Genomic DNA, 13,205 nt, shown 5'->3' with positions numbered 1-13,205 from the left:
CGCAACTTATGTCTGGATTCCGGGTCTGGCCATGCACCTACGGTGCAGACCGCCCGGAATGAGGCGCCTGGGGTTGGCTTGAAGCTTCTCACATACTCCCTCATTCCGGACAAGTGAGGCGAAGCCGAGCGCTGATCCGGAATCCAGCGCAAGATGGGCGGCGAGGCCGTGCCGAACGCTGTCTTCTGGTTCTCCACCCTTTCCATCCCGTTTCCCTGAAACTCATCCCCCCACTTCCCATGCGCGGCGGCTTGAGCTAAACCCCTCGGCCATGTCCGACACACCTGAAAATCCCATTGAAAATGGCGACGCGCCCGCGCCGTCTTCGCCGATCCTGCCGCCGGCCGTCATCCTGTGCGAGCCGCAGCTTGGCGAGAATATCGGCACGGCGGCGCGCGCCATGGCGAATTTCGGCCTGCGCGATCTGCGCATCGTCAATCCGCGCGACGGCTGGCCCAACGCCCGCGCCAATGCGGCCGCCAGCCGGGCCGATCATGTCATTGAGGCGGTGAAGGTGTTCGACCGGGTGGAGGATGCGGTCGCCGATCTGCATTTCGTCTTCGCCACCACCGCGCGCGCGCGCGAGATCCCGAAGACCGTGCGCGGACCCGACGAGGCGGCCGTGACGCTTGTCTCGCATGGCGGGCGGGGGCTTGCCACCGGCGTATTGTTCGGGCGCGAGCGCTGGGGCCTCAACAACGAGGAAATCGCGCTTTCCGACGAGATCGTCACCCTGCCGGTCGATCCCACCTACGCCTCGCTCAACATCGCGCAGGCCGTGCTGGTGATCGCCTATGAATGGCGCAAGCTCGCCACCGGCGGCGTGCTGCCCTTCCGCGAAACCGAAGTCGCACCCGCCACGCGCGATGAGCTGATCCGGCTCTTCGATCATCTGGAAGGCGCGCTGGATACCGCCAACTATTTCCGCACCGAGGACAAGAAGCCCGTCATGGTGCGCGCGCTCCGCAACATCCTGCACAAGGCGCAGCTGACGGGGCAGGACGTGAAGACGCTGCGCGGCGTCGTCGCCGCTCTGGAGGGCCGCAAGCCCCGCGCCGCCAGGCTCAAGGGCCCGCCGCTGACGCCCAAGGGGTCGGTCCTGGGCGGCGTCAAGCCGGAAGGCGAGGAGCCGGCACCCGTCACCCTTGACGAAGAATGAGCGACGTCCGGAAATGACCCGGCCGGTCCTCATCTTCGATTCCGGCATCGGCGGGCTTTCCGTGCTGCGCCATGTGCGCGCCCAGCAGCCCGATCTCGATCTGGTCTATGTGGCCGATCACGACGGCTTTTCCTATTCCGACTGGGTGGAGGCGGATCTCGTCGCCCATGTGGTCGAGCTGATGGGTGGGTTGATCGAAGCGCATGATCCGCGCGCGGTGGTGATCGCCTGCAACACGGCCTCCACGCTGGTGCTGCCGGCGCTGCGCGAGCAGTTCCGCGTGCCCTTCGTCGGCACGGTTCCCGCTATCAAGCCGGCTGCGCGCGAAACGCGCTCCGGCCTCGTTTCGGTGCTGGCGACGCCCGGCACCGTCAAGCGCGACTACACGTTCGATCTCATCCGCCAGTTCGCGCCCGACATCGCCATCACGCTGGTGGGCGCCCGAGGGCTGTCGCATCTGGCCGAGCGCGTGCTTGCCGGCGAGGACGTGCCGGAGGAGGCGATCCGCGCGGAAATCGCGCCGGTCTTCGTGGAACGCGACGGTGTTCGCACCGACACGGTGGTGCTCGCCTGCACGCATTATCCGTTCCTGCAGGGCGTGTTCGAGCGCATCGCGCCGTGGTCCGTCACCTGGATCGACCCGGCGCCGGCGATTGCCCGCAGGCTCTCCACGCTGATCATGGACGCGCCAGGGGGGGAGGGCACAACGCGCTATCTCTCGACGAAGCCACCCGAGGCCTTTCCTGCCGGTTTCGATGCTTCCGGGCGCTGGGAGCGGGTCTGAGCCGGAGCCCGGTCGTTCGACGTTTTGGGGGTGTCTCGTCTGGCCCGGGGTGCCATGGCTCGCCGATTTCCCTTGACTTTCAATCCGCACACGCCACATAAGGCGCAATCGTTACCGCGTCGCCCCCGGCAGCACGATGCTGCTCGAGATAGAGGGAAAGTCGCGGACCGCGCATTTAGGCGCGGTGTCCAGCGATCGACGCGAGCGGTTCCTCCCGATTGACGAACTGCGATTATCCCGCCGTACTGCGGGCCTGCGCCTATTGGTGCGTGGCATTGCGGGCACGGCCCAAAACCGAAAGTACCTCTTTGACCACATTTACCGATCTCGCCCTCGGCGCGCCCCTTCTGAAGGCGCTTGCCGACGAGAACTATACCGCGCCGACGCCCATCCAGGCCCAGGCCATCCCTTATGTGCTGGACGGCAAGGATCTGCTTGGCATTGCCCAGACGGGCACCGGCAAGACCGCCGCCTTCGCGCTGCCGCTGCTGCAGAAGCTGTCGATGGACAAGGCACGGCTGATGCCGCGCTCCACCCGTTGTCTCATCCTCGTGCCGACGCGCGAACTCGCCCAGCAGGTTGCCGACAGCATCACCACCTACGGCAAGTACCTGCGCGTGCGCACTTCCGTCGTCGTTGGCGGCGTGTCGATCCGCGGCCAGATCCGGCGCCTGTCCACCGGCACGGATGTGCTGGTCGCGACGCCCGGCCGTCTGCTCGATCTGATCGACCAGAAGGCCGTGACGATCTCCGATCTCCACACGCTCATTCTGGACGAAGCCGACCAGATGCTCGATCTGGGCTTCATCCACGACCTGCGCCGCATTACCAAGCTGGTGCCGGCCAAGCGGCAGACGCTGTTCTTCTCCGCGACCATGCCCAAGCAGATCGCCGAGCTCGCCTCCGCCTACCTCACCGATCCGGTGCAGGTCTCGGTTGCCCCCGTCGCCACCACGGCGGAAAAGGTCGACCAGCGCGTCATCTTCCTGGACAAGTCCGACAAGGTCTCGCGGCTGCGCGATCTTCTGGCCGGCAAGGATGTGGAGCGTGCCATCGTCTTCGCCCGCACCAAGCACGGCGCGGACAAGGTCGTGCGCGATCTGGAGCGTTCCGGTCTTGATGCGGCGGCCATTCACGGCAACAAGAGCCAGGGCCAGCGCCAGCGCGCGCTCGGCGACTTCAAGAACGGGTCGCTGCGTGTCCTGGTCGCCACCGATATCGCCGCGCGCGGCATCGATGTCGACGGCATCTCGCATGTCGTCAACTACGACCTGCCGAACGTGCCGGAAACCTATGTCCACCGCATCGGCCGCACGGCGCGCGCCGGGGCCGCGGGTATCGCGATCTCGCTGTGTATCCCGGAAGAACGCCCGTACCTGCGCGATATCGAACGCCTGACCAAGCGTGCGCTCGACCTGATGCCGGGTGAGGATGCCGCTTCCGATCCGCGCGGCGAGCCGGGTTTTGGCCGCGAGGGCGGAACGAACAAGAAGGGCCGCTCGGGTCCGGGTCGGTCCAGTGCCGGCAGGGGCCGCCCGAACGGCAACGGCGAGTCACGCGGCGCGGCCGCACGCGGTCCGCGTCCCGAGCGCGGCGAAAGTGCCGAGCGAGGCGAACGTCGCGAAGGTGGCGAGCGCCGGGTTGCCGAGGGCGAGGCGCGCAAGCCGCGTTTCGGCCGTAACGGCGAGAAGAGCGGCGCCAAGTCCTGGGCCGGAAAGGGCGACGGCGCCAGCCGCAAGCCGCACCGCAAGGGCCAGGGCGCGAACACCAATGCCTCGCGCTCCAATGGCGGCCGCTCAAACGACGGTCCGGTTCAGTTCGGCGTGTGATTCCCGATTGGGAAAACGCAGGCCGGTGGGCCTGATTCCCCTCTCTTCACGGGAGAGGGGATCCGCTTGTGTCGTGTCGCGCCGGCTCGCCAGGCTGGCGGGCACCACAATTGGGAAAACGGCCGGCTCTTGGCCTGGGGGATGCCAAAAACCCCGTGCGCGTTTGACAGGCCGGTCACATTCGACTAGATCAACGCCCACCCATGCGGGTCCCTCGGGGCCCGCATGGCATTTCACGCACCCGCGGGACCCGGCAAACGCTTTGCCGTCGTTCCTGTCAGTGTCGCAGCCTTCTTCGCCTCTCGGGGCGGGGGGATGTCGGCACAGAGGAGGGCGCGTGTCCTTTAAGACAAGAAGCAAACTCAAGGACCACGCGAATGTCGAAGCGTCAGAGCTCGAAGTACAAACTTGATCGCCGTATGGGCGAGAACATCTGGGGCCGCCCGAAGAGCCCCGCGAACCGTCGCGAATACGGCCCCGGCCAGCACGGCCAGCGCCGCAAGGGCAAGCTGTCGGATTTCGGCGTGCAGCTGCGCGCCAAGCAGAAGCTCAAGGGCTACTACGGCAACATTTCCGAGAAGCAGTTCCACAAGATCTACGTCGAGGCGTCGCGGCTCAAGGGCGATACCTCCGAGAACCTGATCGGCCTGCTGGAGCGCCGTCTCGATGCGATCGTCTACCGCGCGAAGTTCGTGCAGACGGTTTTCGCCTCGCGCCAGTTCATCAACCACGGCCACGTCAAGGTCAACGGTCGCCGGGTCACCATCCCGTCCTACCGCTGCCGCGAGGGTGACGTGATCGAGATCCGCGACAAGTCCAAGCAGCTCGCGCTGGTGCTGGAGGCCGTGCAGTCGGCCGAGCGCGACGTGCCGGAATACATCATCGCGGATCACTCCAAGATGTCCGCCACCTTCACCCGTGCGCCGTCCTTCTCCGAGGTTCCCTACCCGGTTCTGATGGAGCCGAATCTGGTGGTCGAGTTCTACTCGCGCTAATTCTTCTTCGCATCTTTCGATGCCGATCACGCAAAGGCCGCCTCCGGGCGGCCTTTGTCGTTTTGGCAAAGCCTTCTGGCTGTGCGGAGGCTGACCATCCGGATCGGCAGTCCCGCGGACACGCGGCAGGAATGAATCTTTTTTGCGGATAAGTGGATCTTTCATCGCGTCCCGGCAGCGTGACGGGGCGCGCCGGTCGACGCAGGGGAAGAGGCGGGGGGCCGGATGGCCGTGGTGCGCCGCCTGTCAAAGGTGACGAACTTTCAGGATCTGACGCGCCCGGCCTGCCCGATTGTGAGGTATGGCGCTCCTGAAGGTACGGCGAGATGGGCGGAGCATCGTGATTTAAGCGTGCCGAAAAGTAATCATGACGGTGCGTGATTTGCCGTTACGTAAATACGATCGTCTATTTTGGCCGACAGCGTCGCGTTGGACTGTTTTTGCTTCTAAAAATTCCGGTATAAAACTTAGAATTACTAATTGAAAAATTATGAATACATTTTGAACTTTTGTCGTATAAGATCCAAGTGTCCTGCAGCAATTACGGTTGTTAGTAAATTTCGCATTTTACTTATTCTTTTAGTAGCATCTTAACGTACGGACATGTAGGGATATTCAAATATTATAATATTGAAAATACTACAGAAGATCAGGAGGTCGAGAGTGTTTCATCCGGCCGGGACGGAATGTCGTATGGACGAACGCGGCTGGAAGGCCGCGTCGGAAGACGTGCGACTCGCTTTTCTCGCCTCTTATGACCTTCTCGACACTGCCGCTGAAAGCGGGTTCGATCGGCTGGTGCGCATGGCGCGTGCGACCTTCGATGCGCCGATCGCGCTGCTCTCCTTTGTCGACGGCGAACGCGAATGGTTCAAGTCCGAGATCGGGCTGGGACGGAGCACGGTCGCGTGCGGGGCCGGGTTCGCTCACCTCGCCATTGCGGATGGACAGCCGTTTCTGGTCGATGATGCCAGTCTGGATCCCCGGTTCGCGGGATGCGCGTTGGTGGAGGGGGCGCCGCATGTGCGCGCCTGCGCCGGCGCGCCGCTGATCGTCGCGCCGGGCGTGTGCATCGGAACCATCGCCGTGTGTGATACGAAGGCGCGCACGTTCGCTGCGGCTGAGATGGAAATGCTCATCGAGCTCGCACATGTGGCCGAGGACGAACTGAGCCTGCGCCGCGCCAGGAGAGAGGCGGAGCAGGCCCGTCATCAGCTTCATGCTGCGATAGAGGTGTTGCCCGACGGTTTCATGCTGTTTGATGAAACCGACCGGCTGGTGCTGTTCAACCGGCGCATGGGTGAAATGTTTCCTCCCGCCGATGACGTTTTCCGCCTTGGCATCACCTACGAGGAGATGTTTCGCAAGGCGATTTTGCTTGGCTGGTTTCCCGAGTCCATGGGCAACGAGGACGCATTCCTCGCCGCGGCGCTCGCCTATCACCGCAACCCCGTGGGTTCGATGGAGCAGCCGATCATCAACGGCGGCTGGCTGCGCATATCCGAGACCAAGACGAGGACCGGGGCGACGGTCGGTTTCCGGGTCGATATCACCGAACTGAAACGCCGCGAGCAGGAACTGTTCGAACTTGCCACCCGCGATGCGCTGACCGGGGTGCTCACCCGGCGCTCGATCCTCGACGAACTCGAGCATGAGCTTGCCCGCGCGGCGCGCTATGGCCATGCGTGCTCGGTGCTGGTCGTCGATGCCGACCACTTCAAGCAGGTCAACGACAAGTGCGGCCATCAGGTCGGCGACGAGGTGCTGACGTCGATCGCGGCGCGCATCGCCTCCACCATCCGCGAGTCCGACCGGGTCGGACGGCTGGGCGGGGAGGAATTCATCGTGCTGCTGGCCGATACGGATCTCGGCGGCGCGATGCGGACGGCGGAACGGCTGCGCCTCGGCATCGAAACGATTTCAATCCCCGTGCGGGCGGGGCGTGTTCCGGGGGCGGTGGACGCACCGGCCCGCGTCACCGTCTCCATCGGGGTGGCGGAATTCCGCATCGGCGAAAGTGCCGACGATCTCTATGCGCGTGCCGACAATTGCCTCTATCAGGCGAAGGCTGGCGGTCGCAATCGCGTCGAATGCGATTGCAAGGGCGATGTGTGGGGCACGGCGCTGGGTATCGCGGGCTAGGGTGTGGACCCATGAATGGGATCTGATTGGGTTGGCTGCGCGGTTTGCAACATCCGGCGTTCAAGCGAAACGCCACGCGACGCGCGCCCCTTTCAAAATCAGCCGGCGCTTGCGTCTTCAGATGAGCTTTCTTGAAAGTTGGGGCCCTACGTGGTCTTCCCGAAGGCAGAGTGTGCCGCGTGGCCGGGCAATTCTCTCCGTTCCCGTCACCGTTTCATTTGGGCGGTCGAGCCCGTTCCCGCGTCTTGTCGTTGAAATGGAGAGGGAAACTCCCTTCGCTCCGCTACGGCACAATTCCTGCAAGCGCAGATTGCAACGGCACACTGCCCGGGGAGGGCTGCTGAAAGCTGTCAGTGGTCCAATTGACGAAGGTTTAAGTCATTAGGGAGTAACTTACGTAACGGAGTCTTGCGGTTTCGGCCGGTGTGATGAACGACAGGCGGCCGGTGTGTCCCGATGGGAAGGGAGTAATGGCGTTTCCCGGTAAACGAGTACTGACCCCTTTTGTGGCGGTGGTCGCCCTTGTGGTGTCCGCCGTGGGGCCGGTGCGCGCGGCGGGAGCCGCGGAGAGGGAGCGTCCGCGGGTGGTGTTCGTCAATCCGGGCGTCACGGGCGAGGTTTTCTGGACGCTCGTTTCCAGGACCATGCAGGAGGCGGCCGACCAGTTCGGTATCGATCTCACCATCGACGTGGCCGAACGCAACCGCGTGCGTATGAAACAACTCGCTCTGGCCACCATCCACGGTGCAAACAAGCCGGATGTGCTGGTGCTCGTCAACGAGGAGCAGGCGAGCGTCGAACTGATGAAACAGGCGGACGCCCACGGCATCAAGGTCCTGATGCTGCTCAATGACATTGTCGGTGACGATCGCAAGCAGACCGGGGAGCCCGGACAGCGCTACCGCAACTGGCTGGGCGCCATCGTGCCCGACAATCGCGGCGCCGGGCGGCGCATGGCCGAGGCGCTTGGCCGTTTCGCCGAGGATCGCGGGCTTGAAGCGCCCGGCGATAGCGGCGAGCGGCCGATCATCGCGCTTTACGGCGATACCGTCACGCCCGCTTCCATCGATCGCAATGGCGGGCTCGCCGAGGTGCTTGGGGAAGGGGGCGACAGGCTCACTCTCGATCACGCGCTCATCGCCGACTGGGATGAGGACAAGGCGCACGACCTCGTCGACAGGGTGCTCAAGCACTATGCGCGCCAGGGCGCGCGCCGGCCCGTCGGGGTTTGGGCGGCGAACGATGCGATGGCGCTCGGCGCCATCCGCGCCTTGCGCGAGAACGGCTTGCTTGCGGGAACAGATGTCGGTGTCGCGGGGCTCAACTGGTCCCCGGCGGCGCTAGCGGCGATTTCCAGCGGAACATTGGTGACGAGCGACGGCGGCCATTTCTTTGCCGGCGCCTGGGCCATGGTGGTCTTGAAGGACTATTTCAGCGGCCTCGACCTGCCCGCATCCCCGCCGACCATCGCCTTTTCGATGTCACCCGTCGATGCCGGCAATATCGATGCGTTCCGCGCAGCCATCGGCGATGTGATCGAGCGCGAAGCCTTTGACGAGATCGACTTCTCCCGCTTCCTCATCGGCCCCCACGGCGATCCGTCCGCCTACGATTTCACACTCGATGCGCTGGCTGCGGCCGTCGAACCCGTTCAACAGGCCCAACAGGCCCAACAGGCCCAGAAGGATTGTTCCGGTCGATGCGCCCTCACATCCGCTCACTGAGCGCGCTGGCGATGCGCCCCTGGACGTGGTTTCGCGCGCGCCGGCATGCGAGCTTCGCGTTCCGCTTCTACACCACGCTCATTCCCTGGATCGTCGCGGTCAATCTGATGGTGGCCGTGGCCGCGTCTGTGTGGGGGGTCCGCGAGGCGGAACGCACGGTGGAGTCCGTGCGCGACGACGCGATCCAGTCGCTGGTCTTCGCCATCGCCAAGCCGGTGCATGATTTCGAGTTCGACCATGTGGGGTCGCTGCTCGACGACTTTCCGCGCGGCGGGTCCATCGAGGCGACCTGGGTAACGGACGATACGGGCTTCGTCGTGGCGCAGGCGGGCCGGCCCTACAAGGCGGCGATCGCCGGCGTCATGGAGGTGCCGATCGTCCACCGCAAGGCCAATTCCGTCGTCAGGGTGGGGACGCTGCATGTCGCCTATTCCAACCGCGCCCTGTGGGCGGTGGCGCTCTGGATCGGGCTGCACAGCCTGTTTCTGACGCTGGCGACCACGGTCGTCTCGCTCGTCATCACCGGGCGGCTGGCGCAAAAGCGCGTGATCGCGCCGCTTCAGCATCTGGCCGGCGCCATCACCCGGACCCGACGCGACGGCACGCGTCACCGGGTCGACCTGCACACCGATGGCGAATTCGGCACCGTCATCGAGGGGTTCAACGCCATGCAGGCCCGTCTCGACCGCGACGAGCAGGCACTGCTGGAGATCAATTCCCGGCTCCGGCGGGCGGCGAGCGAGGACAGCCTCACCGGCCTGCGCAACCGCGCCGGGTTCGAGGAAGGGGCTTGCGCCGTGCTGTTGCAAGCGCGTGCGGCGCGCGCCGGCGTGGTCATGCTGTTCATCGATCTCAACCGTTTCAAGACGATCAACGATACGTTCGGCCATGCGGCGGGCGATGAGGTGTTGCGTACGGTCGGTCAGCGCATCGCCGCCTTCGCACCGCCCGGCGCGATCACCGCGCGGCTTTCCGGCGACGAGTTTGTTGTCATGCTCACGGGCGACGACGTCATTGAACGCGCCGACGCACTGGCCGGCCAGCTCGGGCGCGAGATCGGCGGCGATCTTGTCGTTGACGGCCATCGGCTGCGGCCGGTCGGCTCCATCGGTTTCGTCGCCACCAACGACGACTATTCGCTTGCCTCGCTGATGATCAAGGCCGATGCGGCCATGTACGAGATGAAGAAGTCGCTCGAAAACCAACCCGCGGCCTACACCGCCCATGTGGGCCGGCGCAGCCAGACCCGCATCAGCACCGAGCGGGCATTGTCCGACGGGCTCTTGGGCGATCACTTCGACATCGCCGTTCAGCCGATTGTCGATCTGAAGACGCGCGCGCCGGTTGGCGGCGAGGTGTTGCTGAGGCTCAACCACCCGGTTCAGGGCGCGCTTTCACCCGCCTCCTTCATTCCGGTGGCGGAGGATTGCGGGCTGATGCCGGAAATCGGCCACCATGTACTCGCGCGCGGCGTGGAGGCGCTGAGCGCGTTGCAGGGCGAGCCGGCGACGGCTGAGCTCTATCTCTCCATCAACGTTTCCAGCATACAGATTTCGCAAGGCTTCCTCGCGCGTCTGGAAACGCTCCTGAGCGCACACGACGTCGATCCGCGCCGGGTCGTGATCGAGCTGACGGAAAGCATGGTGCTGAAGGCGGATGACGGGCGCGGCGACATCATCCGGCGCATCCAGGATCTGGGGATCCGGGTCGCGCTCGATGATTTCGGCACCGGCTACTCCTCCTTCACCTATCTGAAGACGCTTCGACCCGACATCATCAAGATCGACCGCAGTTTCGTCCAGGCCGGGGGCAGTGCCATCGAGCAGGGCGCGGGCGTGGGCATTCTCCATCGACTGGAGGCGCTGGGCGATGCGGTCGCGCGCGTTTGCGGCGATCTCGACCTTCCGATGGTGGGGGAGGGGATCGAGAGCGAACGCGATATCGACTATTGCCTGCGCGCCGGTATCCGATACGGCCAGGGCTACCTGTTCGCCCGGCCCATGCCGCTGGAGGAATTCATCATGTGGACGGGCGCGCGGGTGGCGTCTGGCGTCGGCGGCGTTGGCGGCGCGCGGCTGGCGGCGGAGGAAAGGGCTGGTTGAGCGTGAACGGCGGCTGCCTTCCGCTCAGCCAGACCCTGTCCGCTTCGAGCGCGAAAGCAGGCATGCCGGCGGGGCCCGTCGGCCTTTGCTTCCGTCGCTTCGCGAAGCACGGTATAAGCCGCGGATGGACGCTCCCGAACCCATCGACGCCGCAATCGGCGACACCGACACCGATCGTGACAGCGACGCCTTTCAGGGCGGCGATCACCCGCTGTTCGCCGCAGCGCCGCGAAGCACGAACTTCCGCAAGCTGCGCAAGCGCCTCATGCGCGAGGTGCGTCAGACATTGACCGAATACGCCATGGTAAGGCCGGGGGGGCGATGGCTCGTCTGTCTGTCGGGTGGCAAGGATTCCTATGCGCTGCTGGCGGTGTTGAGCGACCTCAGGTGGCGCGGGCTGCTGCCGGTCGACTTGCTGGCCTGCAATCTCGATCAGGCCCAGCCGGGCTTTCCCGCCCATATCCTGCCGGAGTTTCTGGACCGCCACGGGATCGCGCATGTCATCGAGCGGCGCGACACATACTCGATCGTGACCGACAAGGTCGCTGCCGGGCAGACCTACTGCTCGCTGTGTTCACGGCTGAGGCGCGGCCACCTCTATCGCATCGCGCGCGAGAACGGGTGCGAGGCCGTCGTGCTCGGCCATCACCGCGAGGATATCATCGAGACGTTCCTGCTCAATCTCTTCTACGGCGGACGGCTCGCCGCCATGCCGCCCAAACTTCTAAATGAAGATGGCGACCTCACCCTGCTGCGCCCGCTTGCGGCATGCGCGGAAGCAGATCTCGCGCGCTTTTCCAATGCCCTGGAATTTCCCATCATCCCTTGCGACCTGTGCGGATCGCAGGACGGCCTTCAGCGTCAGAAGATCAAGGAGATGGTGGCGGGATGGGAGCGCGAGCAACCCGGCCGCACGCAGGTGATGTTCCGCGCGCTCGCCAATACCCGGCCGAGCCATCTGCTCGACACGGGGCTCTATGACTTCGCGGCGCTGACGCCGGGTGCCGCCGAGAGCGAAAGAGAGCGTGGCAACGAAGGCGCGGACGGCGACTGCGGTGCCGCCCTCGCGATGACGGCGAAGCTGCTTCTGGGGTGAGGTGTGGGGGCGCCAGGGAGGGGTGTCGGAGAGCGGTCAGACGCGAAAGGCTCCACAATGCCAGTGGTGCGCGCGGGTCGCTCCTGGTGACGGCTCGCTCCTGGAAAAGGCGCTACTGCTTCTGGTGGGCGCTCGGCAGGGCGGCCATCTTGAGACCGTCGTCGGAGCCGACCTTCAGGCCCTTGACGAGGATCGTCATGCTCTCGCGGTCGTTCGCCCTGTCGGCGACGACGCCGCCGAAACCCGCGCAGACCTGGTCGTCGGAGGTGTCCTTGATCGGCGTATAGACGATCAGCTTGGCGCATTCCACGCGGCGCATCTCCACCTCGCCCGGCTGAGCGATCGCGTAGACGGCAAAGGCCATCATGCAGAAAAGACCCGCGGTTATGCGTTTCATCTTCAAGCTCCCCCGAGCTTTGTCCGGCCGGGATGGCCAGGCTGGTATCGCGGTGGACGCGTGCCATCCGATATTCGCACGCCCCGTATGCGTGCGAGACGGGCATGCAGCCCAATTTCGTCAGGTGCCACGCCAGTTGCGCGGCGTTCTCTGAAGACCTTGCCCCCGTAACCTTGCACGAAGCATGAAACCGCCATTCATTGTGCGTTCATGCTTGGCGATTCCCGGTTCGCGCGGCAAGCCTTCCGATTCACTCCTGTACCCCGCGGCGCACGTAAAGGCGCCGCAAGCACCAGTACTTTAATGTCATTTCTTTCAGGAAAACAGCCAATTCCTTCCGTGATTGGCAAGGAGCGTCGGATATTCGCATTTTCAGGCGTGTTTAATGAAAGATTAACGCACATTCATCCTGCGAAACAGTGAGGGAAACCTGCGATCGCAATTCTGTCGAGGTGCGGTCACAATCGCGTCATCCTGTCCGCCCCAAGCGGTTTGCGTTCCGGAAACAGGAAAGGCCGGTCCTGTGGACCGGCCTTGAAACGAAGGTCGTATGGCGGCAATGCCGCCTAAAATTCTCGCGTTGCCTGCGAGCCGGGCGCCTATTCGGCGGTCTGGCCGGTGGCGACACCCTTTTCGGTAAAGACCTGCTGCAGCTCCTGCGCCTGGAACATCTCGCGCACGATATCGCAGCCGCCGACGAACTCGCCCTTGACGTAGAGCTGCGGAATGGTCGGCCAGCTCGAATAGTCCTTGATGCCCTGGCGCAGGTCGGCATCCTCGAGCACGTTGACGCCCTTGTAGCTCACGCCGAGATAATCGAGGATCTGCACCACCTGGCCGGAAAACCCGCACTGCGGGAAGGCCGGGGTGCCCTTCATGAAGAGCACCACGTCGTTGGTCTTCACCTCGTTCGCAATCCAGTCCTGGATACCGCTCATCTTCGTTCTGTCCTTCCGTTCTGCCGGAGTAAAGGTCCG

General features: G+C 64.5%; 10 protein-coding genes. 8 read left to right on the top strand and 2 right to left on the bottom strand.

Going from position 1 to position 13,205, the window contains the following annotated elements; translation table 11 throughout:
• Window positions 1-271 precede the first annotated feature (271 nt).
• The 8 genes from C8N35_RS10250 to ttcA all read left to right on the top strand — a co-directional run bounded on the left by C8N35_RS10250 (window position 272) and on the right by ttcA (window position 11,831).
• Window positions 272-1,159, top strand: coding sequence for an RNA methyltransferase (locus C8N35_RS10250; protein WP_107989575.1), 888 nt, complete (start codon window positions 272-274; stop codon window positions 1,157-1,159).
• A gap of 13 nt (window positions 1,160-1,172) precedes the next feature.
• Window positions 1,173-1,943: a glutamate racemase gene (gene murI / locus C8N35_RS10245; protein WP_107989574.1), complete on the top strand. Its 771-nt coding sequence runs from the start codon at window positions 1,173-1,175 to the stop codon at window positions 1,941-1,943.
• A 308-nt stretch (window positions 1,944-2,251) separates the two neighbouring features.
• On the top strand, window positions 2,252-3,772 hold the full coding sequence (locus tag C8N35_RS10240; protein WP_107989573.1) for a DEAD/DEAH box helicase: 1,521 nt from the start codon (window positions 2,252-2,254) through the stop codon (window positions 3,770-3,772).
• Between the two features lie 377 nt (window positions 3,773-4,149).
• Entirely contained in the window at window positions 4,150-4,767 is a 618-nt protein-coding gene (rpsD, locus tag C8N35_RS10235; RefSeq protein WP_107989572.1) for a 30S ribosomal protein S4, read from the top strand.
• A gap of 693 nt (window positions 4,768-5,460) precedes the next feature.
• On the top strand, window positions 5,461-6,909 hold the full coding sequence (locus C8N35_RS10230; RefSeq protein ID WP_107989571.1) for a diguanylate cyclase: 1,449 nt from the start codon (window positions 5,461-5,463) through the stop codon (window positions 6,907-6,909).
• Window positions 6,910-7,379: 470 nt separating this feature from the next.
• Entirely contained in the window at window positions 7,380-8,633 is a 1,254-nt protein-coding gene (locus tag C8N35_RS10225; protein ID WP_170122066.1) for an ABC transporter substrate-binding protein, read from the top strand.
• On the top strand, window positions 8,609-10,735 hold the full coding sequence (locus C8N35_RS10220; RefSeq protein WP_107989569.1) for a putative bifunctional diguanylate cyclase/phosphodiesterase: 2,127 nt from the start codon (window positions 8,609-8,611) through the stop codon (window positions 10,733-10,735). The genes C8N35_RS10225 and C8N35_RS10220 overlap by 25 nt, the downstream gene beginning before the upstream one ends.
• Window positions 10,736-10,859: 124 nt before the next feature.
• Window positions 10,860-11,831: a tRNA 2-thiocytidine(32) synthetase TtcA gene (ttcA, locus tag C8N35_RS10215; RefSeq protein WP_107989568.1), complete on the top strand. Its 972-nt coding sequence runs from the start codon at window positions 10,860-10,862 to the stop codon at window positions 11,829-11,831.
• Between the two features lie 112 nt (window positions 11,832-11,943).
• Here ttcA and C8N35_RS10210 read toward each other — a convergent pair whose 3' ends face one another.
• Both C8N35_RS10210 and grxD read right to left on the bottom strand, forming a co-directional pair.
• Complete coding sequence (locus tag C8N35_RS10210; RefSeq protein WP_107989567.1) at window positions 11,944-12,228, bottom strand: hypothetical protein; 285 nt, start codon at window positions 12,226-12,228, stop codon at window positions 11,944-11,946.
• 599 nt (window positions 12,229-12,827) lie between these two features.
• Window positions 12,828-13,166, bottom strand: a complete 339-nt coding sequence (gene grxD, locus C8N35_RS10205; protein ID WP_107989566.1) for a Grx4 family monothiol glutaredoxin — start codon at window positions 13,164-13,166, stop codon at window positions 12,828-12,830.
• Between the last annotated feature and the right edge of the window lie 39 nt (window positions 13,167-13,205).

The sequence above is a fragment of the Breoghania corrubedonensis genome, assembly GCF_003053845.1.
Classification (GTDB): Bacteria; Pseudomonadota; Alphaproteobacteria; order Rhizobiales; family Stappiaceae; genus Breoghania; species Breoghania corrubedonensis.
The sequence above is the reverse complement of the archived record's forward strand: the minus strand, read 5'-3'. Positions and strand labels throughout refer to the sequence as shown.